The following is a 26364-nucleotide window of genomic DNA, read 5'->3' on the forward strand; positions in this document are numbered from 1 at the left end:
AGTGCACCGCTGGACTCCAATACGACGTTCGGATAGGATTGCCCCATGAATTCTACCAAACAACCGTTTGATTGGGCGCCTTCCCCTGAACTGATGGCGCAGTCCAACCTGACCGCTTTTTTGCACAAAGTGGGCGAGTCCGACTTCGAAAACTTGAGTGCCCGTGCCGACGCCGATCCGGCCTGGCTGATGCAAGAGGTGTTCGAGTTCTGCGACTTCCGCTTCTACCAGCCCTACACGCAGATGCTTGACACCTCGCGCGGCATCGAATGGGCACGCTGGTGCATCGGCGGCACCACCAACATCGTGCTGAACTGCCTGGACCGGCACCGCGGAACGCCGGTGTGGGACCAGCCTTTCCTGGTGTGGGAGGGCGAAGACCCGAAAAACCGCAAGTCCTTGAGTTACCGCGAGTTTGATGCCGAGGTTTGCCGCCTGGCCGGAGCGTTGCAGTCGCTGGGTATTGGCCGAGGTGACCGGGTCGGCCTGTACCTGCCCAACCTGCCGGAGACCTTTGTCGCGTTCTTTGCGGTCCTGAAGATTGGCGCCGTGTTGATGCCGCTGTTTTCGGGCTTCGGGCCGCAACCCATCGTCGCTCGCCTGAACGACGGCCAAGCCAAGGCGGTGCTGACGGTGGACGGCACTTGGCGGCGCGGCACGCCCGGCGTCATGAAGTCGGTGCTGGACGAAGCCCTGCGCGAGACACCCAGCGTGCAGCACGTGATGGTGCTGCGTCACCTGGGTGAAGCGTCCCCATGCCCGATGACGCCCGGGCGCGACCACGACTGGGCCAGCCTGGTCGCCGCCCAGCCCCATGACATGCCGACCGCCGAGATGGCCTCCGAGGCCCCCGCCGTGTTGCTCTACACCTCGGGCACCACCGGCAAGCCCAAGGGCTGCATCTGGACCCACGTGAGTTTCCTGGGCTCGATGGTCACGCGCGACATGCACATCTGTGCCGATTTCAAGTCGAGCGACCGTTTCTTCTTCATGAGCGACATGGGCTGGATGGTGGGCGCCATGTGCGCCTGCATTCCGAGCTATTTCGGCGGCAGCCTGCTGGTGGCCGAAGGCACGCCCGACTTCCCCGACACGGGCCGCTTCTGGCGCCTGGTGCAAGATCACAAAGTCACCTACCTGGGTGTCGCGCCCACGCTGATCCGAAGCCTGATGCGCTACGGCGACGAAGAAGTCCAGCGCTACGACTTGTCTTCGCTGCGCATCACCTGCTCCGGCGGCGAGGCCTGGACCGAGGCGCCCTGGCGCTGGTTCTTCAAGCACATCTGCAAAGAGAAATTGCCGTTCCTCAACATCGTCGGCGGCACCGAGGTGGGCGGCTGCAACTTCACCGGCACCCTGCACCATCCCTTGCGGCCAGGCTCGTTCGGCGCGCGCGGGCTCGGCGCCGGGGTTGACATCGTCGATGAAAGCGGCCAGCCGGTCGGCGCGGGCCAGGTCGGCGAGCTGGTGCTGCGCAACCCCAACATCGGCTTCACCAAGAGCCTGTGGCGCGACGACGAACGCTACCTCGACAGCTACTGGCGCAACATTGCGGGCGTCTGGGTGCATGGCGACTTTGCGATGCGCGATGCGGACGGCCTGTTCTACATCCTCGGACGCAGCGACGACACGATTAAGGTCTCAGGCAAGCGCACCGGCCCGTCGGAGATCGAAACCCTGCTCACCGGCACCGGCAAAGTGTCAGAGGCGGCGGTGATCGGCGTGCCCGACGAGATCAAGGGCTCGGCCATCGTCTGCGTCTGCGTGCCGATGCCCGGCGTGGCGGCGGACGCGGCGCTGCAGGCCGAACTGTCCCAGGCGGTCGTCCATGGCATGGGCGCCTCCTACCGCCCCCGGCAGGTGCTGCTGGTCAGCGACCTGCCCAAGACGCGCAACATGAAGATCATGCGCCGCGTGGTGCGGGCGGTGTACAAGGGCGACAGTCCGGGCGACTTGTCGTCGCTGGTCAACCCGGAAACGGTGGCCGAGCTGCAGGGCAAACTTGCAAAAGCTTGAGCCTGGTTGTGCGCCACATCCTGCCCTGACGGGCAGGATGTGGCCCCGGATTTTTCACGCCTCTGACGATGTCGCCGCAGTATGCGACGCCGTCAGCAAATCGCAAACAACCTGCAGTTCCTCGTCGTCACGCGGCCCATAGACCATCACGATGTTCCCGGGCAGGCCATATTGACCCGCCAGCGGATGCAACTCCGCCCAGCCGTTTTCGATGACCTGGGGAACGATCTCGGGCGGCAAGGTCATGTGCAGACTGCCGTCACTGGGCGGGTGGATGTGGGCAAACTCCTTGCCGAACATGAAGGCGCCGAAGGACTGGCATCCGCATCGCGGTAAATAAAATAAAAGGCGCGCGCTCCGGGAACAGACACCTGGCTCGGACCAACTTCCACGCCGCCCAGGGACTGCCCCCTCTCGAAAACCAGCTCTTGCAGTTCTACCGGCGCATTCTGTTCAAGCTGCGTATGCGGATTGCTTGGCGTCGTCCGCGGGCGAGCGCCACGGCGCTGATGGCAGAGATAACTTGTCATGCGGTTCTCCGTCTTCGCGCTTCATCGTTTGTCGCTGCACACCTGCCGCGTGGGTTACAGGAACCCCCCCTCGGCGACAGGCGCCTACCGGCCCAGCAAGCCACCGCCACTCAGACCCCGCCTTCCTGGCCGAACCTGAAGCCGGAGACGGTGACGCCGCCAAAGAAACCTTCCTCGTGGTACACGCACACGGCTTCATCATGCCCGGCGGCACCCACCGCCACCATCAGGGGCAGCAGATGGTCTTCTTGCGGATGGGCCACGTGGGCGGCCGGCGCGTCTTGCCAGTCGATCAGCCGCTGCGCACGCTGGTGCGGCTCGGTGGTGACCAAGGTCTGCTGCAGCCAGTCGTCGAATTGCTTTGACGGCACCGCGGCGGACGGCCCCATGCGGCGCAGGTTGTGGTAGCTCAGGCCGCTGCCGACGATCAGCACGCCCTGCTCGCGCAGCGGCGCCAGGGCACGGCCGACGGCCAAATGCTCAGCCGGGTCATAGCCCGCGCGCAGTGACAGTTGCACGACCGGCACATCGGCCAGCGGGTACATCACCACCAGCGGCGCGAAGCTGCCGTGGTCAAAACCGCGCTGGGCATCAAGCAGCGCCGAGAACCTTGCGCTCTGGATCAACTGCCGCACCTGCTCGGCCAGCGCTGGCAGGCCCGGTGCCGGGTAATGGACATGGTAGGTATGTTCGGGGAAGCCAGAGTAGTCGTAAACCATGGGCGGCCGTTCGGCGGCCATCACGGTGTGAACTCGCGCTCCTCCCAATGGGCGGAGATCACGAGCACGGCCTTCGGTTGGGCGCCGAGCTGGCGTGGCATATCCCGCAGGGACTGCGCCAGACGGTCGTACATGCCGTTGGACTGCGCCATCATGTATGGCCAGGGTCCGCCGCCGTGCGAGATGAAGTAGGTCGGCAATGGCTCCGTTGTCACGGGCATGGTCCGCTCTTACAGAGCTTTATGCGTGCCGTCGCAAAGCGCGCCGTTCTTGCTTTGCTTGCAGCCGCAAAAATAGACAGTCTTGCTTTCGTCGGCGCTGTACTTGGTCGGCACGAACTCGCCGCCCTTGTGGCTGCCGTCGCAGAACGGCTGCGATTTGCTGAGACCGCAGGCACACCAGTAGTAGTCCTTGCCTTTTTCCACGTCGATTGCGAACGGCGTGGTGGCGGCGATATGCCGCTTACTCATGTTGAGCTCCTGAGGATGATTACGAAGTGATACGGCATTGGTTGAAGGCATCAACGAAAGCGCGGCTGATGGGCAGCCTCTTTGAGACTGGATGTCTACCCGACTGACCATGAGGAATAGCTTAATGTTTAATTTTGGTTAATCAATAGCTGTGTTATCAACACATCATTTCCTCACAAGAAACCATAAATGGATCTGACCTGCTCGGTTTTTTCGAGCCATTCATTCCTGTAAGACGGCCCGGTTGGGAATGGTTTGAATGGATGGATTGTGCTGCTTGAATTCGTGGGGCGTGAGGTAGTTCAGGCTGCTATGGGGGCGCACCGTGTTGTAGTGGTGCCGCCAGGCCTCAATGACCACAGCGGCCTCCTTGCGGGACCTGAACCACTCCAGCGACAGACACTCGTCACGCAGCTTGCCGTTGAAACTCTCATCGGCGCCGTTCTGCCAAGGCTTGCCAGGGTCGCTCAGCGCGGTTGCAATGCCGGCCTGTGAGATCCACTCCAGGATGGCATGGCTAACGAATTCTGGGCCATTGTCTGACCGCATGAACAGCGGAGCGCCGTGGATGCTGACCAGCCGCGTGAGCACCTCCACCACGCGGTGTGAGCGGATGGAGCCGGCCACGTCGATTGCCAGGCACTCGCGCGTGTATTCGTCGATGACAGTCAGGCACTTGATCTGCTGGCCTTCGGCGGTGGTGTCAAAGACGAAGTCGTACGCCCACACGGCGTTGGCCTTGAAGGGTGTGTAGGCCCTGGGCCTGTTGCTGGCGATGCGTCTTCGTGGGCGCTTCTTGGGCAACAGCAGACCGGCCTGTCGCCAGATGCGGTGCGTGCGCGACCAGCTCAGCTCCAGGCCCTGGCGGCGCAGGAAAATGCGGATGCGCCGGTAACCGTAGCGCGGGTACTGGGCAGACAGCGACTTCATCGCAGCAATGACAGGGGCGTCTTTGGCCGGCAGACGCAGCGTGTAGCTCAGGCTGGAGCGGGCCAGGCCGATGAGCCCACAGGCCCGCCGCTCTGACAGGCCCCGCTCGCAAGCGAGCGTGACCTGTTCGCGTCGGGCCTGCGGGCTCACCACTTTTTTGCGTTGATCTCCTTGAGAACTTCGATGTCCAGATCACGCTCGGCCAACAGCTTCTTGAGCCTGCCGTTCTCGACCTCCAGGGCCTTCAAGCGTTTGACATCGGCGGCTTCCATCTGGCCGAAGTGTTTGCGCCAGGCGTAGATCGTGGGCTCGCTGACTTTGTGCTTCTTGGCCGCCTCGGCCACGCTGGTCTTGTCTGCCTCGCGCAGCACAGTGACCATCTGCTCTTCGTTGAATCGACTCTTTCTCATGGGCTCCTCGCGGGTTGGGAGCCATCTTCCTGGAAATTATTGGTCCGAAGAAACCGGGCAGGTCAGATCGTCTGAGCAGCCTTCGCGTTTTCAGGGAAGTGGTCGAGGCTGGCAGCTTTTCCCGCGCCGCGGCGCGCTTCACCATGTCCGCTCCGATGGCCAGCAAGCATGTCGCCCAGCTCGAACGAGACCTCGGTGCGAGGTTGCTGCACAGGACCAGCCGCAAGCTCAGCCTGACGGAGGCCGGCGCGATGTACTACGCACAATGCCGCGAGGCGCTCGACACGCTGCAGGCTGCCGAAGCGGCGCTTCGGCAAAGCGCGCAGGCACCACGCGGACAGTTGAAAATCAGCGCGCCCGTCTGGTGTGCAAACCGGCATTTCGCCAGCGTACTGGCGGCCTACCGCAACACCTATTCGGAGGTGCTGGTCGACATGCGACTGGAGAACCGCAAGATCGACCTGGTCGCCGACGGCTACGACCTCGCGCTGCGCGCCACGCGCGAACTGTCCCCGGCGCTGATTGCACGGCCGATTTGTCCCGTGCAGTTCCACCTGGTCGCAACCCCGGCTTACCTGAAGCGCGAAGGCTCTCCGCGCAGACCCTCCGATCTGGCCAGGTGCAGCGCCGTGGTACCCAACTACGTGAACCTCGATGGCCTCGAAATGCAGGGACCTGCCGGCAAGGCGCGGATCAAGCTGAATGCGGTGATGCGCTCGGACGACAGCACGCTCACCTATCACCCGATGCACGCCAGCATGGGCATGGCGTTTCTCCCCGAATGGACGGTCGACGACGATCTGGCCGCGGGCTGCCTCGCGCGCGTGCTGCCGACCTACACGGTGCCCCCTTTCACGCTGTATGCGGTTTACACGAATCGGCAGTACGTGACACCCAAGCTGAGAACCTTCATCGACTTCTTCAGTGAAGCGCTTGGCGGGGGCAAGTCGTTAGCGCAACAGCCGGATCGATGAACCTAAACTGTTGCAAGCCCCGGGTGTCGATCACTTCGCCGCTGATCGTGGGCACAAAAGCGGCGGCTAAACAGACCGCACAAAATCAACGATGGACACATCGGCAGCAAGCACGCGCTGGCCGATCAACACATTCCAGTGCGCCTCCGAGCCATGCGCCATGCGCCACTCGTGCAGGCGCCGGGTCAGCAATTGCAGGTCGTATTCTTCCGCAATACCGATAGCGCCGTGCAGTGCATGCGCGATGGAGGCGACCAGAACCGCCGCCTCACTAGTGCGGGACTTGGCCATCGCTGCGGCGAGCAGGGACGGTGCCGCAGCGTCGGTGTGGAAGGCCGCTTCGGCTGCCATCGAGGCAGCAGCCACATGTTCGGCCATGACGCTCAACTGGTGCTGCACCGCCTGGAACTTGCCCAGGGTTTTGCCGAACTGGATGCGGTCATTGCAGTGTTTCAATGTCATTTCGAACACACGGGTCATGGCCCCGCTGAGCAGGGCGGCGTGCAAGGCCGCCGCGAACGTCGGCAGCAGCGGGCCAGCGCCGGGCACGTGCGTCGCGACGCGCGCATCGGACCAGCGCAGGGTGGCCGTCAGGCTCCCGTGCACGCCGCTTGCTTCACGCTGCGCCGCTGCGCAATGCAGCAGCAACAAGGCATCACCATCTTGGGCCAGCACGAAATCCGCCAGCATGCCGTAAGGTGTGAATGAGCACACGATAGCGCCACCGGCCTCGCGCCGCAACGCAGCGCCCAGCGTAATCATGCCGCTGGGCATCGCAAACTGCGACCCCAGCAGCGTTCGCGCCACAATTGTCTGCGCCACCGGCACCGGCACCGTGTAGCGGCCGAAGCTGCACAGTATCGGGAACAGATCGGCCAGCGGGAGGCCGGCACCGCCAGCGTCCTCGGACGCCAGCAGTTCGTGGAAGCCGGCACCTTGCAGCGCCTGCCACAGCTTAAGCGGCGAGCCGCCCGCTTCAATCGCGCGCACCACGGCGGGCGTGCACTGGTCCTGGAGGATATCTTCAATCGCTTGTGCAAACATGGAATGCTTTCTTTTTCAGCGCAGACCCAGACCGCGCGCGATCATGCCGCGCAGGATCTCGCGCGTGCCGCCGCGCAGGGAATAGGTGGGCGCCATCTGGCTCACATAAGCCACGGCGCGGTACAACTCGGCATCGACCAGGGCGTCCGGGTCCATGGCGAGGGCGGCTTCGATCACAGAGGGAATGCTCTGCTCGAATTCGGTGCCAATGTCCTTGACCAGGGCCGCTTCGACCAACGGGCTTTCCCCGTTGACGAGCTTGGCTGTGACGGCGATCGACATGTTGCGCAGCGTGGCCAGGTGCGTGGCGAAACGCCCGATGGTGGCGGCATGGACCGAGACCGCCGGTGTCTTGCGCAGGCAGGTGATCCAGTGCTCCAGCAGCACGATGCTGGAGTACACCCGCTCCGGGCCGCTGCGCTCGAAGGCCAGTTCGGCATTGACTTGCGCCCAGCCGCTGCCTTCATGGCCGATCAGCGCGTCGTCGGTCAGCAGCACGTTGTCGAAGAACACTTCGGAAAAATGTGCATCACCCGCCAGGTCACGGATCGGGCGCATCGTCACGCCGGGCAATGCCAGATCGACAATGAACTGCGACAAGCCTTTTTGCCGGTCCTGCGGCTCGCCCGACGAGCGCACCAGCGCGATCATGTAGTGGCAGTGCTGCGCGTTGGTGGTCCATATCTTGCGGCCGTTCAGCCGCCAGCCGCTTGAACCGTCAATTTGGCAGCGCGTGGCACGCGTGCCGACGCTGGCGAGGTCGGAGCCGGCATTGGGCTCACTCATGCCGATGCAGAAAAACGCCTCGGCGGCGCAGATTTTCGGCAGGTAGAACTGGCGTTGCGCCTCCGTGCCGAACTTGAGGATCAAGGGCCCGCTCTGGCGGTCGGCGATCCAGTGCGCGGAAACCGGGGCGCCGGCGGCCAGCAGTTCTTCCACCAGCACGAAGCGCGAGAAGGCGTCCAGGCTGGCGCCACCGTATTGCGCCGGCAAGGTCACGCCGACCCAGCCCCGTGCGGCCAGCTTCTTGCTGAAAGCGGCATTGAAACCCATCCATGAACGGGCCCGGATGTCGGCGGGCATTGGCTCAAAGCTGGATTGGAGAAAGGCCTTCACCTCGGCGCGAAATGAATTCGTCCCGGCGGGCAGGGCGGCGAACCGGAAAGCGGACAGCAGGTTGTTCAAGAAATTTTCCTCCGAGGGGTTCATTCACCGCCGAGTTGAGGCGCCGCCCCAGGCGATACATCAGATCGGGCTGCGCTCCACCAACTGGGCGGAAATGATCAGGCGCTGCAATTCGTTGGTGCCCTCGCCGATGCACAGCAGCGGCGCATCGCGGTAGTAGCGCTCGACATTCATTTCCTTCGAGTAGCCATAAGCCCCGTGGATGCGCAAGGCCTCCATCGAGTTCTCGACCGCCGCCTCGCTGGCGAACAGCTTGGCCATGCCGGCTTCCATGTCGCAACGCTGGCCGGCGTCATAAGCCCGCGCGGCCTGTTCAACCAGCAGACGCGCCGCCTCCGCCCGGGTGGCCATGTCGGCCAGCTTGAGTTGGATCGCCTGGTGTTCGCAGATCGGCTTGCCGAAGGTGCGACGCAGTTGGGCATAGGCTACCGACTCCTCCAGGCAGGCGCGCGCCACACCCACGCCGCGCGCAGCCACATTGATGCGCCCAAGTTCCAGTCCGCCCATCACGTGCTTGAAACCCTGTCCCTCCACGCCACCGGCCAAGTTGGCGGCCGGCACGCGAAAGTTGTCGAACACCAGCTCGGCGCTGTCGATGCCCTTGTAGCCGAGCTTTTCCAGCTTCTTGGTGGACGTGAAGCCCGGGCCCTTCTCGCAGATGAACAGGCTCATGCCGCGATGGCGCGGTTGCGCTTCGGGGTCGGTCTTGACCAGCACGGCAAAGACCTGGCCATGGATGCCGTTGGATATCCAGGTCTTGGTGCCGTTGATGACGTAATGGTCGCCGTCGCGGCGCGCCACCGTGCGCACCGCCTGCAAGTCGGTGCCGCAATCGGGCTCGGTCAGTGCCAACCCGCCGCGCAGTTCGCCGCTGGCAAAGCGCGGCAAAAAATGCTGGCGCTGCGCCTCGGTGCCGTTGCGCTGCACGCAGGCGGCCATTATGAGGTGCGAGTTGATGATGCCCGACACCGACATCCAGACCCGCGCGATGCGCTCCACCACCTTGGCATAGGTGCTGGCCGACAGGCCCAGGCCGCCGTACTCCTCGCGGATGATGCAGCCGAACAGGCCCATCTCGCGCATGCCGGCCACAATGTCGGCCGGCCATTCGTCGGCATGCTCGAGCCGCTGCGCCACCGGCTTGATCTCGCGGTCCACAAAGCGTTCGACGGCGTCGAGCACCATATTTTCTTTTTCGGCATCAAAGGCCACGGACTGGCTGGTCGTCATCAGAGGGTTCCGGAAGTGTTGGAATGGGTCAGGCTCTGCGCCAGGACGGCGGCATCTGGGGCGCGGTCGGCCGTCAGCAGCGCGTCGAGCAGGCGTAGCGCCTGCTCGCGCGGCAAGGTCAGTAGCGCATTGCCCATGAATTTGGCTTCGATGTCAGCGGCCGTGATGGGGCGCCCCGGCGCGCCGCGGTGCGCGGCCTCGCGGTGGCGCAGCTCGCGCCCATCGTGCGTGCGCACGCGCAGCTCGCCGGAAAAGAAGGTGGGGTAATCGGCATCGGGGTCGGCCGCGTGTTCGATGCGGTCAGCCAGCGCCTGCACCTGCGGGTCGCTCAGGTTGGCGGCATCCAGTTCGGCCAGCCCCAGCTCGCCGCGCAGCAGGGCCAGCGCGACCAGATGGTGAATGCTGAACTGCGATTCATAGACGTTGGCCGGTCGCCGCTTGGCCGCCACCGGCTCGCACACCACCGGGTGCACCCCTTGCGGCAGCAGCACCTGTACCGAAGCGATCTCGTCAGTGCGCAGACCGGCCGCGCGCAGCGCCAGCGCGGCATCGATGCTGGCGTGCGTGAAGTGGCAGGTTGGATACAACTTGACCGCCACATCCATCAGTTCCCAGCGCTCGCCCAGGCCGCGCGCGCACAAGGACAAATCGGCGTTTAGGCCGCGCGCGGCCAGGTGACTGGCGTACAGACCAAAGCGGCCTTCATAGGGCTGCGACGGGCCGCGGAATCCGGCACCGGCCAACGCCGTGGCGGTCAGCCCGCTGACACCGGCCCAGCCCGAGTGCATGCGCTTGGTCCAGGCGCCGTCGCTCAGAAATTCCATGCTGCCTGATGCCATCGACAGCACCACGCCTTGCGCGTGCTCAAGGCCCGCCTGATCCAGTCCCATCAGCTTGCCGGCCGCCAGTGCGCACCCAAAAGCCCCCACCAGGCCAGTCGGGTGAAAGCCCACGTCGTGGAAGCGCCCCTGGGCCGCTGCACCCAGACGTGCCGCCACCTCGATCGCCAGCACATAGGTCATGATCATCTCGGCCCCGCTGGCATGCCGCTGCGCCGCCAGACCCAGCGCCAGCGGAAAGGCGCTGGCGCTGGGGTGGGTGATCGCGCCGGGGTGGGTGTCGTCGAAATCCAGCCCGTGGACCAGGATGCCATTCATCAGCACCGCATCGCGCAGCGGCAGGGGGGCAAAGGCACCCATGACGGCGCTGTCACCCGCACCGCCCAGGGCGTGCAAGCCGCGGTAAGCGCAGTGCGCGAAGTCGTGCTGGGACGAAGCCAAGGCGATGCCCAGTGCGTCGAGCATCAGCAGCTTGGCCTGTTCGACTACGGCTGCGGGCAGCATGTCTGGCGTCAGGCCGTGCGCGAAGGCGGCCAGTTGGGCGGCGATGCTGGGGGCAGGGAGGGTTGTCGTGTCGGCTGGCATGTGGAATAACCTTACTTGTATTCTTCGTATCACTCAGAGTGTGCCAAGCGCGGCAAGAGACTGGGCGTATTGCTTCTGCTGGTCCTGACCGCGGTTGACGCTGCCCCCGACCGGCCGCAGCAAGCCGTCGCGCAGGCCGTAGACCAACCCGTGCACCTCGACTTGCTGCCCGCACTCCCAGGCGCGGCGCAGGGTGGTGGTGCGGCACACGTTGCTGACCTGCTCGATCACGTTCATCTCGCAAAGCCGCGCAGCGCGCTCGTCAACGCTGGAAATGCCGTCGAACCGATCAGCGTGTTTGCGCGCCACGTCCTCCAGATGGCGCAGCCAGTTCTCGGCCAGACCGGTGCGGCGCTGTTCTATCACCGCCTGCACGCCGCCGCAGCCGTAGTGGCCCACCACGAGAACATGCTCGACCTTCAACACCTCGACCGCATACTGCAGAACCGTCAGGCAGTTCAGATCGGAGTGCACCACCAGGTTGCCGACGTTGCGGTGCACGAACACCTCGCCAGGCCGCAGGCCCAGAATTTCGTTGGCCGGCACCCGGCTGTCGGAACAGCCGATCCACAGGTAGCGCGGCATCTGCTGGTGCGCCAGCCGCTCGAAGTACTGCGGATCTTCCGCAGCGCAGCGCGCCGACCAGGCACGGTTGTTCTCCAGCAGAGGGGCCAGGCTGGACATGGCATCTCCACGGAGCGACATCAACGCCCCTTCCACACCGGCTTGCGCTTCTCGGCGAAGGCACGCGGACCTTCCTGCGCGTCCTCGCTGGCGTAAGCGGCACGGTAGATGTTGTGGGCCAGCGCCATACCGGCCTCGCAGCCGGCGCTCATCGCCGTCATGATCGATTCCTTGCCCGCCATCACCGACAGCGGCGCGTTGTCGCGGATGCGTTCGGCCAATGCGGTGGCGCGAGCGCGCACGGCATCCGGCGTGTCTTCCAGGTAGTTGATGAAACCGAGCCCATGAAAGGTTTCGATCGGATACAGGTCGCCGGTCAGCACCATCTCCATCAGCAGCGGCTGCGGCAGCATCCACAGCAGGGGAATGGCCCACGGGCTACCGCGCCCGGCGATGCGGGTTTCGGTTATGCCGACCTGCGTGCCCTTGAGGCCGACGCGCAAATCCGAGTTCAGGCTCAGCATCATGCCGCCGGCAATCAGGTGCCCGGTCATGGCCGCGATGATGGGCTTGGCCACACGGCGCTGGCGGCCATGGAACGGGTCCTTCATCTTGGTCAGGATGTCCACGCCTTCTTCCTTCTTGACACGCGAAGCCTCACGCAGGTCGAGCCCGGCGCAGAAGGTGCCGCAGTCGGCAGAAGTCAGGATTGCCACGCGTACGTTTTTGTCGGCATCGACTTCACCCCACAGATCGTGCAGCCGGTTGGCGGCGGCCGGTGACAGCGCGTTACGCATCTCGGGGCGATTGATCTTCACGGTGGCAATGCCATCGCGCACTTCGTACAAAACCGTTTCTGCTTCACTCATATCCTGATCTCCTGTTAAAAAATTGCTTGCTCTGCACATACGAACGCTGATTCGTCAGCGCCTTCGTCGCATGATTCACTCCGTGACCGATTTCACGCGTTGTAGACCATGTCACCTTCTCTTCGTGCGGCTGCTGAACGCACAAGCTCTTGCGTCAACTGCTCCATCCAGCGGTCGATGGGAACAGAAGGAACAAACCTCTGGTGAATGAGCTGGAAGTAGCGGGTGTTGGCGGCCCAGTTGACAAAATCGGCAAAAGGCAGTTGCTGCTGATCCAGCAATTTGAACTTCAGCAACACCTTGACTGCGTGGTGCGCATGTCGGTCAGGGCTCTTGACAAAGGCGTTGAGGCGCGCGCGCGCGTAGGCCAGCACCTCGGCGCGGTAGCGGAATACCGGGCCGTGGCCAGGAATGACCCAGCACGGGTCAAGCCGCTCGATCAGGTCGAAGGTGGCGGCCACTTCGTCGAATGCGGCGTCGCCCTCAAGCTCCGGAAACACCACGCCGAAGCCTTTTTCCCACAAGGCATCTGCCGAGATCAGGGTTTGGGACTGCGGCTCAAACAGAATGACTGAATGGGGATCGTGGCCCGGCGCCGCATGAATTTGCCACGCCGTGTCGGCCAGCTGAATTTCCGTGCCAGGTAAAAGAAGACCATCGAACTTGAACCGGGGGCAGTGTTGCCCGGATGGCACATAGTTCAGGGCGACGGGGTCCCATGACGAGACAAGTGATGCATGGCCTGGCGGAATGAGGGTTTGAAGTTCTGGGTAATTGCCCTGGAGGACGGCATTGCCGCCGCAGTGGTCGCTGTGTAGATGCGTGTTGAGCAGCAAGTCCAGCGGACCCTGCTGCAAAGCGGCGCTGACCAGCCCGGTCGTTAGTTCCGCGTGCGTGCTGTAGCCACTGTCAACGAGTGCGCTGGACTGTGCTCCGATGAACAAAATATTGTTCGAGGACAGCCAGCCGCGCTCAAAAACCTGAATACCGTTCGGAAGTTGGATGCCGGTCATGGGCCGTCTCGGGCACGTCATTTTGAGCGGTGGATAACACCAGGTTTGCAAAGAGGGGCGCGCATGCTGGATTTGCTGCCGCTCATTCCGCGGCGCCCTCGGACTCAACCACGGCCACCACCAGGCCGCGCTCGACCATCTGCCCGGGCTGCACCGACAGCGAGCGCACCACGCCATCGTGATCGGCGTTGATGCGCATCTCCATCTTCATCGACTCCATCGTCGCCACCACGTCGCCGGCACGTACCCGCTCGCCAACCTCCACATGGGTCTTCAGGATCATTCCCATCATCGGCGTGCGCAACTGTCCGCTGGCCTGGCGGCCAGTGGCGACCTGGCTGAGGTAGGAGGTCACGCCGATGGCGTGGGCGGTGCCGCCGCTCTGCACAAACACGGTATCGTCGCTGCGCACGATGGTCAGTACCTCATGACAATCCCCTATGCGCAAACGCCAATCGCTCCCGGCGCTGGCGGTCAGCGCCAGGCGAACCCGTTCGGTGCCGATTTGCACCGTTACTTCGGACTCGGGCGAGACGGCGCCGAACCGGGCTTCGTGTGTTGTTCCTCCCGAGCGCAGCAACAGCGCCGGAACCGGCGTGAGCCGATCGTCGCCAGCGTGCATCTGCCAACCCGTCACGTCCAAGGCCGACCAGGCTCCGAATGGCTTGCTGCTGCGCCGCGCATCGAGCAACCACCAGGCCGCCGCTGCAGCCAGCCGCTCCAGCGGCGCGCTACCCGTGCCCTGACCCCCCTCTGCCAGCACCTCGTCAATCAGACGGGTGTGGAAGCTGGCGTCCCGCGTTGCAGGCAGGGCCAGCAGACGCTGCAGAAAAGCGCAATTGGTTTCGACGCCGTGCACCTGGGTTTCGCCCAGCGCCCCACTCAGACGGTCCAGCGCAGCCTCGCGCGTGGGCGCATGAACGATCAGCTTGGCCAGCATCGAGTCGTAGTAGGGCGTGACCACCATGCCGGCCCGCACCCCCGATTCAACCCGCACACCCGAAGTCGGGAACCGCACCGCGATCAGTTCACCGGTGGATGGCAGGAAATTTTGCGCTGCGTCTTCAGCGCAGACCCGCGCCTCAATCGCGTGGCCGCGCACCTGCACTTCGCTCTGACGCAAGGGTAATCCCTCGTTGGCAGCGATGCGCAGCATGACCTCCACAATGTCGATACCAGTCACCTCTTCAGTCACCGGATGCTCAACTTGCAGCCGCGGGTTGACTTCGAGAAAATGGTGACTGTCGCCCTGCACGATGAATTCCACCGTGCCGACACCGCGATAGCGCAGTCGCTGCCCCAGGCGCACCGCGTCACCGAGCATCGCCTCGCGCAGCGCCGGGGCGAGATACACCGCTGGAGCCTCTTCGATGACTTTCTGATGGCGCCGCTGCAACGTGCATTCGCGCTCGAACAGGTGAATCACTTCGCCATGGCCGTCGCCGACAATCTGCACCTCGATGTGGCGCCCGCGCTCGACAAAGGCTTCGACGATCAACGCCGCGTCGCCAAAGGAACTTTTGGCTTCGCGCATGGCCGCCTCGATGGCCTCCATCAACCCGTCCAATTGCTGCACCACCCGCATGCCCTTGCCGCCGCCACCGGCGGCCGCTTTCAGAATCACTGGCAGTGGCAGGCCGCGTACGGTGGCCGCCACTTCTGCCGCGTCGCGGCTGGGCAGCTCGCTGCCGCCGAGCACGGCCACGCCAGCGGCGCGCGCCTCGCGCTTGGCCGACGCCTTGTCGCCCAGGCGCTCAATGACCTCGGGCGTCGGGCCGATAAAGACCAGGCCGGCCGCCTCGACCGTGCGCGCGAAGACCGCGTTTTCGGCCAGAAAGCCAAAACCAGGATGAATGGCCTGCGACCCGGTCCGCCGGGCCGCATCGATCACCGCATCGATGCGCAGGTAGCTCTCGGCTGGCGTTGCCCCACCGATTTCGATCGACTCGCCGATCAGGTCAACGTGCAGCGCATCGCGATCAGCACTCGAATGCACACCGGCCACTGCAATACCGAGGCGCCGGCAGGTGTGTGCAATGCGGCAGGCGATTTCGCCGCGGTTGGCGATCAGGATTTTTTTGAACATGTCAGAGTCCGCTCCAGCGCGGTGGGCGCTTTTCATTGAAGGCCTTCACGCCCTCCAGCCTGTCGGCCGAGGACACCAGCACGTTGTAGGCGGCGATGTCGAGCATGTAGCCGCTGTGGAAGTCAATCTCGCCGCCGCGCGAGGCGGCGAGTTTGGCGTAGTGGGTGGCCATCGGTGCGGCCAGCACGATGTCGCGCGCGTCGGCGACTGCGGCGGCCAGCGCCGTACCCGGCTCGGCCAGGTCGGTGACCACGCCCCATTCGGCGGCTTCTTCGGCCGAGAAGCGGCGCGCGGTGAACAGCAGCTTCTTGGCGCGCCGCGCACCGATGGCGCGCACGAGGTTCTGGATACCCCCGCCGCCGGGCATGATGCCGCGCCGCAGCTCGGGCAGCGAAAATACCGCAGCGCGCGAAGCGACGATGTAGTCACACATCAACGCCAGTTCGCAGCCGCCGCCATGTGCGTGGCCTTCGACGGCGGCGATCACCGGTTGCGGGAAATCCTTGACCGCCAGCAACACCTCTTCGGCGAGCTGGTGTTGGCGCCGCCATTGACCGTCGGTCATGCCGTCGCGCTGCTTGAGGTCGCCGCCGGCCGAGAAAGCTCGTTCACCGGCGCCGGTGATGATCAGCACACGCAGGCCGTCGTCGAAGGCCAGTTCGTGCAGGGCGTTGCGCAGGTCGACGAACATCTGCGTGTTCATCGCGTTCATCACCTCGGGGCGGTTGAGCACCAGGCAGCGGATGCCGTCCTCCGGTGCGGTGCCCGGCGCGGGTGGATCAGCAGGGTTTCGTGGTGCATCTGGGCCATCAGTAAGAGCGGGGCATACCCAACAGATGCTCGGCCACCTGCGCCAGCACCAGGTTGTTGGAGATCGGCGCGGTGCGGAACAGCCGGCTCTCTTTCCATTTGCGCTCGATGTCGTACTCGCAGGCCACGCCATAGCCGCCGAAGGTGGTCATGGCCGCCTCGGCTGCCTCCCAGGCGGCTTCGCTGGCCAGGTACTTGACCATGGTCGCCTCGCGCCCGCAGGGCAGGCCGGCGTCGAACAGCGTCGCGGCTTTGTTGCGCATCAGTTCGGCGGCCTCGATGTTCATGTGGGCGCGCGCGATCGGAAACTGCACGCCCTGGTTGGCGCCGATCGGGCGGTCGAAGACGACACGCTCGCTGCCGTAGCGCGCGGCCTTGCCGACGAACCAGTGGCCGTCGCCGATGGCCTCGCTGGCCACCAGCAGCCGCTCGGAATGCAGCGAATCCAGCAGGTAGTAAAAGCCCTTGCCTTCCTCGCCGATGCGGTCGTCGTCGCTCAGTTCGAGGTTGTCGATGAAGACCTGGAAGGTGTGGTGATTGATCATCGTGCGGATCGGCGTGGCCTTGAGCGACGCGCCCGCCTTCTTGATGTCGATCAGGAACAGGCTCAGGCCATCGGTCTTCTTCTTCACCGCGTCGATCGGCGTGGTGCGCGCGATCAGCAGATACATGTGCGAGTGGCTGTAGCGCGAGGTCCAGATCTTCTGGCCATTGACGACGTAGCCGCCCGGCACCTTGCGCGCGAAGGTCTTGATCGCCAGCGTGTTGGAGCCCGCGTCGGGCTCGGTCACGCCGAAGGCCTGCAGCCGCAGGCTGCCGTCAGCGATGCGCGGCAGCGTGCGGCGCTTCTGTGCCTCGGAGCCGTGGCGCATGATTGACGCCATCGTGTACATCTGCGCATGGCAGTGCACCGCGCTGCCGCCGTTCTGGTTGATCTCCTGCAGGATCAGGCAGGCGTCGAGCAGCGGCAACCCGGCGCCGCCGTATTCCTCGGGAATCAGCGCAGCCAGCCAGCCGGCCTTGGCCATCGCGTCGACGAAGGCTTCCGGATAGGCGCCGTCCTGCGCGCACTGGCGCCAGTATTCGGGGCCGAAGCCCTTGCACAACTCCTTGACGGCGGCGCGGATCTGGCCCTGGGTCTCGGTGTAGTCGAAGTTCATTGTGATGTCGGCCTTGTCATTCAATCGACGACGCGTTGCTGTCGCAGCGCCGCCAGTTCATCGGCATGCAGGCCCAGTGCCGTCAACACCTCGTCGGTGTTCCCGCCCAGCACTGGCGGCGGCGGGCCGCTGCGCCCGCGACGGCCCTGCGAACTGATGGGCAGGCCCATCGTCTGGTGTTGCGGTGCGCCCGGCAGCGGCAGCGCGCCCAGCATGCCGATCGCTTGCACCTGTTCGTGCGCCAGCATCTGGGCCACGTCGTGCATCTCGCTGCAGGGCGCACCGGCCGCGCGCAGCGCCGCCACGCAGTCGGCGGTGCTGCGCTGCCGGGTGCGCGCTTCCAGCGCGTCGTGCAGCGCCTCGCGGTGGCCGATGCGCGCCGACATGTCGATGAAGCGCGGGTCCTGCGCCAGCTCTGGGCAAGCCAGCGCGCTGCAGATGCGGCCGAACAGCCGGTCGTTGGCCGCGGCGATGAAGACCTTGCCGTCGGCACTGTCGAAGAGCTCGTAGGGCGCCATCATCGCCATGGCCGAACCCATCTTGCGCGGTAGGCGCTGGGTGGCCAGGTAGTTCGCCACCGGCACCGTCATCCACGACAGCCCGGTCTCGAGCAGGCTGGCGTGCACGCGCATGCCTGCGCCCGTGCTGGCGCGGCGCAGCAGCGCGGCCAGGATCGCCAACGTGGCCCACATGCCGGTGCCCATGTCGATCAGCGACACGCCGACGCGCGCCGGCTCGTCGCCTTCGTGGCCGCTGACGCTCATGATGCCGGTGAAGGCCTGCATCAGCGGGTCGTAGCCGGGCAGCGCGCGCATCGGGCCGACCTCGCCGAAGGCGCTGATCGCGCAGTACACGAGGCGCGGATTGGTCGGTCGCAGGTGTTCGTCGCCGAGGCCGCGCGCTTCGGCGCTGCCGGGCTTGAGCGAATGCACCAGCACGTCGGCACCGGCCGCCAGGCGCGCAACCAGCTGCTGGCCGGCCGCGCTGTCGAGGTCGATGCAGACGCTCTTCTTGTTGCGGTTCAGCGCCGCGAAGCCGGTCGAGACGCCGGCCACTTCGGGCGGTTTCCACTGGCGCGCATCGTCGCCGCTGCCGGGGCGTTCGATCTTGATAACCTCGGCGCCGAGGTCGCCGAGGGTCTGGGTGCAAAACGGGCCGGCCACGTTTTGGGTCAGGTCGAGCACGCGGCAGCCGGAGAGAATGGCGTCGAGCATGTTCAATTCGGTGGGCCAAAGGATTACATGCGGAACACGCCGAAGTGCGTGTCGCGCGCCGGCACGCGGCCCGCCAGCTCCAGCAGCAAAGCCATGGTGTCGCGTGTTTCCAGCGGGTCAATCACCATGTCGCACCACAGGTTGGAGGCGTAGTTGTAGGGACTGGAAAAGCTCTCGAACTGCTCGCGTATCGGTTGCTTGAATTGCTCGCGTTCTTCGTCGCTCCAGCTAGTGCCCTCGCGCCGGTGGATGTTCTCGCGCACCAGGCCCAGGGTGGTGGCGGCCTGCTCTGGGCCCATCAGCGCGGCGCGGCCGGTAGGCCACATCATCATCACGTTGGGCTTGAACGGGCGCCCGCACATCGCCAAGTAGGCCGCCGCGTACGAGCCTCCGGTGATCAGCGTGTAGCGCGGCACGTTGGCCGAGGCCATGGCCGTCATGAACTTGGCGCCGTGCTTGGCAATGCCCTGCTGCTCCACGGCTTTGCCGACCATGAAGCCCGACACATCGGCCATGAACAGCAGCGGAATGTCGCGCTGGCAGCACAACTCAATGAAGTGCGCGCCCTTGAGCGCGCTCTCGGAGAAGATCACGCCGTTGTTGGCCAGAATGCCGATCTGAAAGCCCTTGATGCGAGCAAAGCCGCAGATCATGGTGTCGCCGTACAGGGGTTTGAACTCCTGCAGGTCACTGTCGTCGATCAACCGCAGCAGCACTTCGCGGTTGTCGGTCGGATGCCGGTTGTCGGCGCTGACAATGCCGTAGATCTCGCGCGGGTCATGGCGCGGCGGCAGCGGCGGCACCACGTCCCAGCGCTGCTTGGCTGCGGTACCGAGGTTGGCCACGATGCCGCGCACGATGGCGATGGCATGGCCATCGTTCTCGGCCAGGTGGTCAGTGACGCCGCTGATGCGGCTGTGCATCTCGCCGCCGCCCAGGGTTTCAATGTCAACCTCTTCCTTGGTGGCGGCGTACACCAGCTCGGGCCCGGCGAGGAACATCGCACCCTGGTTGCGCACGATCACCGCCTCGTCGCACAGCGCCGGGAGATAGGCGCCGCCGGCGGTAGACGGCCCGTGCACGGTCGCGATCTGGGTGATGCCCTCGGCCGACATGCGGATCTGGTTGTAGAAAATGGAACCGAACTGGCCGTCGTCGGGGAAAATATGCGCCTGCTCCGGCAGGTTGGCGCCGCCCGACTGGACCATGGTGATGCACGGCAGCCGGTGCTGCCAGGCGAACATCTGGGCCCGCACATGCTTTTTAGCGGTGATGCCGTAGTAGGTGCCGCCCTTGACCGTGGCATCGTGGATCATCAGCATGCAGGCGCGCCCGCACACCAGCCCCACGCCGGTGATGATGCTGCCGCCCGGCGGCACGCCCTCGTACAGGCCGTCGCCGGCAAGCTGCCCGAACTCGAGGAAGGGCGAGCCGGGGTCGAGTACGGCAGCCAGGCGCTCGCGCGGCAGCAATTGCTTGCGCTTCTTGTGCAGCAGGCGCGCCTTTTCGGGGCCGCCGATCAGGGCACGTGCGCGGCGTTCATGCAAGTCGTCAATGCGCAGCTCATAGGCTTCGCGGTTGCGCTGAAATTCGGGCGAGTTCGGCGTGGCGGTGGATGTCATCAAGCTCATTTAGGCAGCCCTTCCAGTGACTCGGTATGGGTCGGTCATCAGGCAATCAGGCCACCGCACGCAGCGTCGCAAAGCGCTGCAGGTGGTGGTCGGTGCTGCCCAACAGGTTGCAAAAGAGCGTCAGGCGGCGAAAGTAATGGCCGATGTCCAGCTCCTCGGTCATGCCCACGCCGCCGTGCAACTGCACCGCTTGCTGTGCCACGAAGCGGGCGCGCTCACCAATGGCGGCCTTGGCGGCCGAGACGGCGCGCGAACGGGTGGCCGCGTCGGGGTGCTCGGCATGCAGGGCCGCCATCAGCACCAGGGAGCGGCTGGCCTCGACCGCGGCGAACATATCGACCAGCCGGTGCTGGATGACCTGGAAGCTGGCAATCGGCACGTCAAATTGTTTGCGCGTGCTGACGTATTCGCCAGTTTTGCGCAACAGCGCGCCCATGGCACCCAGGGCGTCGGCGCAGGCGGCAACAATGCCAAGATCAACCAGGTGCTCGAGCAGTCCCAGGCTTTCGCCTTCCATGCCCAGCAATGCGTCCGGGCCCAGCACGACAGCATCAAGCTGCAGATCACCAGCCCGACTGCCGTCGTAGACCTTGTAGCCCGCCACCTGCACCCCCGGCGTGTGGGCCTCGACCAGAAACAAGCTGATTCCCCGGCGTTCACTGACGGTCCCCGAGGTTCTGGCGGCCACAACAAAGCCGTCGGCCCAGGGCGCGCCCAGCACACCGCTCTTGCGGCCCGACAGCACCCAGCGGCCGCCCTTGGCCATGGCGCTGGTGTGAACATGGGCGAGGTCGTGGCGCGCATCGGCCTCGGTGTGCGCTAGGCTGACAATGCGCTGGCCCGAGACCAGCCCGGGCAGCCAGGTCGCGCGCTGCGCCGCGGTGCCCGCGCGTGCCACCGCCTGCGCGCCGAGCACGGCGCTGACGAGGTAGGGTTCGACCACCAGCGCGGCGCCCAGGGCCTCGGCGACCTGGATCGTCTCGAGCATGCCGCCGCCAAAACCGCCATCGGCCTCGGGCAGTCCGAGCCCAAGCCAGCCGAATTCCCCGAATCGCTGCCAGTGCTCGTGGCTCATGCCGGACGCCGACGCGACGATCTGGTTGCGCGCATCGAAGCGGTATTCGGCGCGCAGAAATTTCTGTGCCGCGTCGCGCAGCATCTTTTGTTCTTCGGAGAGATCAAAGTTCATGACGATCCTTACCGCGTGCCGCCGGCCAGCAGCATCTTGGCCAATACATTCTTTTGCACCTCGTCGCTGCCGCCGTAAATCGTGGCGGCGCGCGAAAAACAGTAGTGCGGCATCGCATGGGCATGGCGTCCGCTTCCAAACTCGCCGCCGTCATGCCAGGGCCAGGCTTGCTCGGCGGCGATCTCGACGCCCAGCTCGGCCAAGGTCTGTTGCACCGCCGTGCCCATGGTCTTGAGCAGCGAGGATTCCGGCCCCGGCGCCTTGCCCGAGGCGGTGGCGGCCAGCACGCGAAAGTTGGTGTGTTCGAGCGCCATCAGTTCGATCTCGGCGCGCGCCAGCTTGAGCCGCATCGCCGCGTCCTCCATCAGCGGTTGGCCACCCGAGCGGCGCTCACCTGCCGCGGCATACAAGTTGGCTAAATGCGCCTTGCAGTCGGCCACGCCGGCGATGCTGGTGCGCTCGTGCGTGAGCAGGTACTTGGCAATGTCCCAACCCTGGCCTTCGCGACCGACCAGGTTTTTTCTGGGCACCCGAACGTCGGTGAGAAACACCTGGTTCAGGTGGTGTTCGCCGTCGATCGAGACAATGGGTTTGACATCGATGCCGGAGCGGTCCATCTCGATCAGCAGGAAGGAGATGCCTTCCTGCTTCTTGCCGGTGTTGGCGGTACGCACCAGGCAGAACATGTGCGTGGCCCAATGCGCATAAGTGGTCCAGATCTTGGAGCCGTTGATGATGTAATCGCTGCCATCGGCCACGGCCGTGGTCTTCAGGCTGGCCAAGTCGGAGCCTGCACCCGGCTCGGAATAGCCTTGGCACCACCAGTCCTCGCAGCGACGGATGCGCGGCAGGTACTGCGCCTTTTGCTCTGGCGTGCCGAAGGCAATCAGCACCGGCCCGAGCATGATGACGCCCATCGACAGCCCCACCGGCGCACTGGCCGCCGCGCGCTCAAGGTCGAAAATATAGCGCTGCGTCGGCGTCCAGCCCGGCCCCCCATGCTCCTTGGGCCAGCCGGTGACCAGCCAGCCCTGGCCATCGAGTCGGCGCTGCCATTGAACGATGTCGTTCTTCTGCAGCATCTCTCCGGTGACGGTCTTGCGCTTGAGATCGGACGGTGTGTGGGCTTTGAACCAAGTGCGAACCTCTTGCTGGAACGCCATGTCTTCCGGGCTGAAATCGATGTCCATCGTGGGCCTTTCTGCGTTCGGCTTGCGCTTTAGATCGAGATGCCGCCGCCGCAGATCAGCGTCTGGCCGCTTACGTAGTTCGACTCGGGAATACACAGCAGGTAGACCGATCCGGCCGCTTCCTCGGGCGTGCCGCCGCGACCCAGCGGAATGGTGCGCTCCATCATTTCCAGCAGATCAGGGTTGACGCCGACCTTGATCTTTTGGCCCTGGATGTCAATGGATGCGTCGCCGCTGGCCGAAGCTTCGGTCAGCCGCGTTTTGATCATGCCAAAAGCGACGGCGTTGACGTTCACCTTGTAACGCCCCCACTCCTTGGAGAGCGCCTTGGTCAGGCCAATGATGCCGGCCTTGCCCGCTGAGTAGTTAGCCTGGCCGGCGTTGCCGCCGGTGCCGGCGATAGACGAGATGTTGACCACCTTGCGGAACACCTCCTGCCCGGCTTCGGCTTCCTTGCGCGAGGCGACGCGAATGAACTCTGCGGCAGCGCGCAAAATTTTGAACGGCGCGGTCAGATGCACGTCGATGATCGCGTTCCATTGCTCGTCCGTCATCTTCTGAACCACGTTGTCCCAGGTGTAGCCGGCGTTGTTGATGATGATGTCCAGGCCGCCGAAGCTGTCAATCGCGGTCTTGACGAAGCGATCAGCAAAATCGCCGGCAGTGACGCTGCCCACGCAGGCCACGGCCATGCCGCCTGCCTTCTTGATGTCGGCCACGGTCTGCTCTGCTGGAGCTGCGTCGAGGTCGTTGACCACGATCTTGGCGCCTTCGATGGCCAACTTCATGGCGATCGCACGGCCGATGCCGCGGCCCGAACCTGAAACGATGGCCACTTTGCCTTCGAGTTTTTTCATGATGTGTGTCCTTGTTTTTGATGAAAAGGAAATGAAAGGGAAAAGAATAAGGAGCCGGGCTGCCAAACGGCGGTCTCAGCCTCTCAGTTCAGGGCAACCAGCGCCTCGCCGGACAGCGTGATTTCGCCTGTCGCTTTCGTAGCGCTGATTTGAACGCGCACGCAGGGTCGGCCTGCATGCTCAATCTGTTCAAGCACCTTGCCGGTGCAGCGCACGCGGTCGCCGAGATGGGTCAGGGCCGCGAAGCGCACGCCATAGCTGAGGATCTGGCGCTGCGGCACCCATTCGGTGAGCGCGCGCCCGAGGTAGGCCATCGACAGCATGCCGTGCGCGAACACATCCTTCATCCCCGCACCGTGGGCGAAGTCGATGTCGATGTGGATCGGGTTGTGGTCGCCCGACGCACCGGCGAACAGTGCCAGGGTGGTGCGGCTGATCGGCGGCAATTCCAGCACGGGCATGTCGGCACCGACATCCATGATTTTTACTTGAGCGTTCATGAATATTCCTTCAGGCGTGGCGCACGACGATCACTGAGTGCATGTCGGAGACATGCTCGCCAAGTTGATTGGTGACCTTCGTGTCGTTGACGACAAACTCGAGCGCGCCGCCCTTCTTGTCGTAGATGTCGGCGACCCGGGTCTGAAAACGCAGCGTGTCGCCAGCGCACACCGGGGCGTGGTAGTCGAAGCGCTGCTCACCGTGCAAGACCTCCCGCAGATCGATCTTGAGCGTGTCGAGCAACGTCATCAACACCCCCGAATCGCTCTCGGCGCCAAAGATGAAAGTCGGTGTCGCCACGACGTCGCGGTAGCCAGCGGCCTTGGCGGCAGTCGTGTCGAAGTAGATCGGGTCGGTGGCACCGATCACCTGGGCGAAAAAGCGGATGCGCCCCTTCTCCACATCCCACAGCGTGGGCGGCACCTCGTAACCGATGAATTGCTTGTCAATCATGGGACTCCAGCTTCTGGTTTGCTGCGCCTGCGCTCAGCCGGCTTGGTAAAGCGTGACGACGCAAGCGCCGCCCAGCCCGAGGTTGTGCTGCAAGGCCACACGCGCACCCTTGACCTGGCGTTGCTCCGCCGTGCCGCGCAGTTGATGGGTCAGCTCGAAACATTGCGCCAGGCCGGTCGCGCCCAGCGGATGACCTTTCGACAACAGGCCACCCGACGGGTTGGTCACCACCTTGCCGCCATAGGTGTTGTCGCCGTCCAGCACGAATTTCTCGGCGCCGCCCTCCGGGCACAGGCCCAACGCCTCGTAGGTGATCAGTTCGTTCTGCGCGAAGCAGTCGTGCAGCTCAACCACGCTCACGTCCTGCGGGCCGATGCCGGCCTGCTTGTAGACCTTTTGCGCCGCATCGCGCGCCATGTCGAAGCCGACCACGCGCATCATGTCGTGCGACTCGAAGGTGCTGGGGAAATCGGTCGTCATTGCCTGGGCGGTAATCGACACGCGGGTGTCGAGCCCATGCTTTTTGGCGAAGGCTTCGGAGCAAATCACCGCAGCAGCGGCGCCGCAGGTCGGCGGGCAAGCCATCAGGCGGGTCATCACGCCCTCCCACAGCATCGGTGCGTTCATCACGTCATCGACCGAGACCTCCTTGCGAAACAGCGCCAGCGGGTTGTTGGCGGCATGGCGGCTGGCCTTGGCGCGAATGCTGGCAAAGGTCGCCAGTTGGGTGCCGTACTTGTCCATGTGCGCCTTGCCGGCACCGCCGAAGTAGCGAATGGCCAGCGGGATTTCCGGATGACCCACAAGCTCGGCGGTGGCCCGGTCAAACTCCTCGAACGGTGTCGGCCGGTCCTCGAACTGGGCCTTGATGGCTCCGGCGGCCATCTGCTCGAAGCCCAGGGCCAGCACGCACTCGGCGGCACCGCTTTCGACCGCCTGGCGCGCCAGGAACAGCGCCGACGAGCCGGTGGAGCAATTGTTGTTGACGTTGACGATGGGGATGCCACTCATGCCCACCGGGTAGAGCGTCCGCTGGCCGCAGGTGGAATCGCCATACACATAGCCCACATAGGCCTGCTGGATCATGGGGTATTCGACGCGCGCATCGGCCATGGCCTGGCGCACCGCCTTTTCTCCCATCACGTGATAGGGCTCGCTGGCGCCCGGTTTGGTGAACGGGATCATGCCCACACCGGCAACAATAACTTTCTGGTTCATCGCACTGACTCCTTGGGTTGAAATGTTTCGATCTAAACGTTTTGGACTCGGACACCGGGAGGCCGACGGCCTCAGCCGCCCTTGTCCGCGTTGGCATACTCGGTTTTGAGGTCCTTCTTGAGGATCTTGTTGGCCGCACTGATTGGCAGCGAGCTTCGGAAGTGAATCCGCTTCGGCGCCTCGAAGCCGGGCTGGCGGCCACGACAGAACTCGAAGATGACCGTATGTTTTTCTCCGGTTGCCTTCACCGCGCGGCGCAAGTTGTCGCCCACGTTCTGGCGGCGCAGCAGGTTCATCCCGCGTTCGTGGGTCAAGGCTGTTTCCTTAGGTCGAAGCGTCGTTTGTCACTGATGAAGGGTCGCGCCGCGAGCGGCGTGATCCGATAGGTGTCACGGGTGAATGCGGCACGGGTGACCACCTGATTGAGCAACAGGTCGGCCCCCGCCAATGAATCCGCACCGATTCCGCCTCCCATGGCCGAAGTCTCCAGATCTCTGGCACTTCAGGTGAGCGCCTGCAACGAATCCTACCTAACGCTTGACAGTTTGGCAATCCCTCATTAAATTCGCGCAAACCCAAAGAGACCTCGTCCCCGCAGCTTGGGCGCGCGCCGTGAC

Annotated in this window: 25 protein-coding genes and 1 pseudogene; 2 read left to right on the forward strand and 24 right to left on the reverse strand. The window is 64.5% G+C overall.

Translation table 11 applies throughout. From position 1 onward, the window contains the following. Positions 1-45: 45 nt before the first annotated feature. Positions 46-2016, forward strand: coding sequence for an AMP-binding protein (locus tag ABSY19_RS20985; protein ID WP_069047321.1), 1971 nt, complete (start codon positions 46-48; stop codon positions 2014-2016). Positions 2017-2070: 54 nt separating this feature from the next. Here the strand turns inward: ABSY19_RS20985 and ABSY19_RS20990 are convergent, their stop codons facing one another. The 4 genes and pseudogenes from ABSY19_RS20990 to ABSY19_RS21005 all read right to left on the reverse strand — a co-directional run bounded on the left by ABSY19_RS20990 (position 2071) and on the right by ABSY19_RS21005 (position 5075). Next, on the reverse strand, positions 2071-2316 hold the full coding sequence (locus ABSY19_RS20990) for a luciferase family protein (RefSeq protein WP_083239971.1): 246 nt from the start codon (positions 2314-2316) through the stop codon (positions 2071-2073). Between the two features lie 340 nt (positions 2317-2656). Then, positions 2657-3417, reverse strand: a pseudogene (locus ABSY19_RS20995) (DODA-type extradiol aromatic ring-opening family dioxygenase). Positions 3418-3495: 78 nt separating this feature from the next. Next, positions 3496-3735 (reverse strand): CDGSH iron-sulfur domain-containing protein, encoded by a 240-nt coding sequence (locus tag ABSY19_RS21000; protein ID WP_069047320.1) that lies wholly within the window; start codon positions 3733-3735, stop codon positions 3496-3498. A 222-nt stretch (positions 3736-3957) separates the two neighbouring features. After that, positions 3958-5075, reverse strand: a protein-coding gene (locus ABSY19_RS21005; protein WP_382155541.1) for an IS3 family transposase whose coding sequence is annotated in 2 segments (ribosomal slippage) — positions 3958-4826 and positions 4826-5075 — 1119 coding nt in all. Because the reading frame shifts where the segments join, the coding sequence is not laid out codon by codon here. Between the two features lie 14 nt (positions 5076-5089). Here ABSY19_RS21005 and ABSY19_RS21010 point away from each other — a divergent pair. Next, on the forward strand, positions 5090-6049 hold the full coding sequence (locus tag ABSY19_RS21010) for a LysR family transcriptional regulator (RefSeq protein WP_382155606.1): 960 nt from the start codon (positions 5090-5092) through the stop codon (positions 6047-6049). A 66-nt stretch (positions 6050-6115) separates the two neighbouring features. Here the strand turns inward: ABSY19_RS21010 and ABSY19_RS21015 are convergent, their stop codons facing one another. The 20 genes from ABSY19_RS21015 to ABSY19_RS21110 all read right to left on the reverse strand — a co-directional run bounded on the left by ABSY19_RS21015 (position 6116) and on the right by ABSY19_RS21110 (position 26222). After that, positions 6116-7093, reverse strand: coding sequence for an acyl-CoA dehydrogenase family protein (locus ABSY19_RS21015; RefSeq protein WP_069047318.1), 978 nt, complete (start codon positions 7091-7093; stop codon positions 6116-6118). Positions 7094-7108: 15 nt separating this feature from the next. Then, entirely contained in the window at positions 7109-8278 is a 1170-nt protein-coding gene (locus ABSY19_RS21020; protein ID WP_069048990.1) for an acyl-CoA dehydrogenase family protein, read from the reverse strand. Positions 8279-8338: 60 nt separating this feature from the next. Next, positions 8339-9508, reverse strand: a complete 1170-nt coding sequence (locus tag ABSY19_RS21025; protein ID WP_172823114.1) for an acyl-CoA dehydrogenase family protein — start codon at positions 9506-9508, stop codon at positions 8339-8341. Continuing rightward, on the reverse strand, positions 9508-10932 hold the full coding sequence (locus tag ABSY19_RS21030) for an MmgE/PrpD family protein (protein WP_069047316.1): 1425 nt from the start codon (positions 10930-10932) through the stop codon (positions 9508-9510). Before ABSY19_RS21030 ends, ABSY19_RS21025 begins: the two co-directional genes overlap by 1 nt. A gap of 33 nt (positions 10933-10965) precedes the next feature. Then, complete coding sequence (can, locus tag ABSY19_RS21035; protein WP_034694598.1) at positions 10966-11616, reverse strand: carbonate dehydratase; 651 nt, start codon at positions 11614-11616, stop codon at positions 10966-10968. Between the two features lie 20 nt (positions 11617-11636). Beyond that, the gene (locus ABSY19_RS21040; RefSeq protein ID WP_069047315.1) at positions 11637-12425 is read right to left on the reverse strand and encodes an enoyl-CoA hydratase/isomerase family protein; all 789 of its coding nucleotides are present in this window, start codon (positions 12423-12425) and stop codon (positions 11637-11639) included. Positions 12426-12517: 92 nt separating this feature from the next. Continuing rightward, the gene (locus ABSY19_RS21045; RefSeq protein WP_069047314.1) at positions 12518-13438 is read right to left on the reverse strand and encodes an MBL fold metallo-hydrolase; all 921 of its coding nucleotides are present in this window, start codon (positions 13436-13438) and stop codon (positions 12518-12520) included. Positions 13439-13520: 82 nt separating this feature from the next. After that, the gene (locus ABSY19_RS21050) at positions 13521-15524 is read right to left on the reverse strand and encodes a biotin carboxylase N-terminal domain-containing protein (protein WP_069047313.1); all 2004 of its coding nucleotides are present in this window, start codon (positions 15522-15524) and stop codon (positions 13521-13523) included. A gap of 1 nt (position 15525) precedes the next feature. Next, a complete protein-coding gene (locus ABSY19_RS21055) occupies positions 15526-16257 on the reverse strand; it encodes an enoyl-CoA hydratase/isomerase family protein (protein WP_382155609.1) in 732 nt (243 codons plus the stop codon). Between the two features lie 76 nt (positions 16258-16333). Further along, positions 16334-17494 carry an acyl-CoA dehydrogenase family protein gene (locus ABSY19_RS21060; protein WP_069048989.1) on the reverse strand — a complete coding sequence of 387 codons (1161 nt, stop codon included), beginning with the start codon at positions 17492-17494 and terminating at the stop codon, positions 16334-16336. Between the two features lie 20 nt (positions 17495-17514). After that, positions 17515-18708 carry a CaiB/BaiF CoA-transferase family protein gene (locus ABSY19_RS21065; RefSeq protein ID WP_069047311.1) on the reverse strand — a complete coding sequence of 398 codons (1194 nt, stop codon included), beginning with the start codon at positions 18706-18708 and terminating at the stop codon, positions 17515-17517. 23 nt (positions 18709-18731) lie between these two features. After that, positions 18732-20339 carry an acyl-CoA carboxylase subunit beta gene (locus ABSY19_RS21070; protein ID WP_069047310.1) on the reverse strand — a complete coding sequence of 536 codons (1608 nt, stop codon included), beginning with the start codon at positions 20337-20339 and terminating at the stop codon, positions 18732-18734. Positions 20340-20385: 46 nt separating this feature from the next. Next, complete coding sequence (locus ABSY19_RS21075) at positions 20386-21498, reverse strand: acyl-CoA dehydrogenase family protein (protein WP_172823113.1); 1113 nt, start codon at positions 21496-21498, stop codon at positions 20386-20388. 38 nt (positions 21499-21536) lie between these two features. Further along, positions 21537-22718, reverse strand: a complete 1182-nt coding sequence (locus ABSY19_RS21080) for an acyl-CoA dehydrogenase family protein (RefSeq protein WP_069047308.1) — start codon at positions 22716-22718, stop codon at positions 21537-21539. 29 nt (positions 22719-22747) lie between these two features. After that, on the reverse strand, positions 22748-23575 hold the full coding sequence (locus ABSY19_RS21085) for an SDR family NAD(P)-dependent oxidoreductase (protein WP_056278339.1): 828 nt from the start codon (positions 23573-23575) through the stop codon (positions 22748-22750). 83 nt (positions 23576-23658) lie between these two features. Further along, positions 23659-24075: a MaoC family dehydratase gene (locus tag ABSY19_RS21090; RefSeq protein WP_056278336.1), complete on the reverse strand. Its 417-nt coding sequence runs from the start codon at positions 24073-24075 to the stop codon at positions 23659-23661. A 10-nt stretch (positions 24076-24085) separates the two neighbouring features. Further along, on the reverse strand, positions 24086-24529 hold the full coding sequence (locus ABSY19_RS21095) for a MaoC family dehydratase N-terminal domain-containing protein (RefSeq protein ID WP_069047307.1): 444 nt from the start codon (positions 24527-24529) through the stop codon (positions 24086-24088). A 33-nt stretch (positions 24530-24562) separates the two neighbouring features. After that, on the reverse strand, positions 24563-25747 hold the full coding sequence (locus tag ABSY19_RS21100) for a lipid-transfer protein (protein ID WP_382155612.1): 1185 nt from the start codon (positions 25745-25747) through the stop codon (positions 24563-24565). Positions 25748-25818: 71 nt separating this feature from the next. Further along, positions 25819-26061, reverse strand: coding sequence for a hypothetical protein (locus ABSY19_RS21105; RefSeq protein WP_382155615.1), 243 nt, complete (start codon positions 26059-26061; stop codon positions 25819-25821). Then, the gene (locus tag ABSY19_RS21110) at positions 26058-26222 is read right to left on the reverse strand and encodes a hypothetical protein (protein WP_382155618.1); all 165 of its coding nucleotides are present in this window, start codon (positions 26220-26222) and stop codon (positions 26058-26060) included. The genes ABSY19_RS21105 and ABSY19_RS21110 overlap by 4 nt, the downstream gene beginning before the upstream one ends. Positions 26223-26364: the final 142 nt, after the last annotated feature.

This window comes from Hydrogenophaga sp. ANAO-22 (genome assembly GCF_042466645.1).
Taxonomy (GTDB): domain Bacteria; phylum Pseudomonadota; class Gammaproteobacteria; order Burkholderiales; family Burkholderiaceae_C; genus Hydrogenophaga.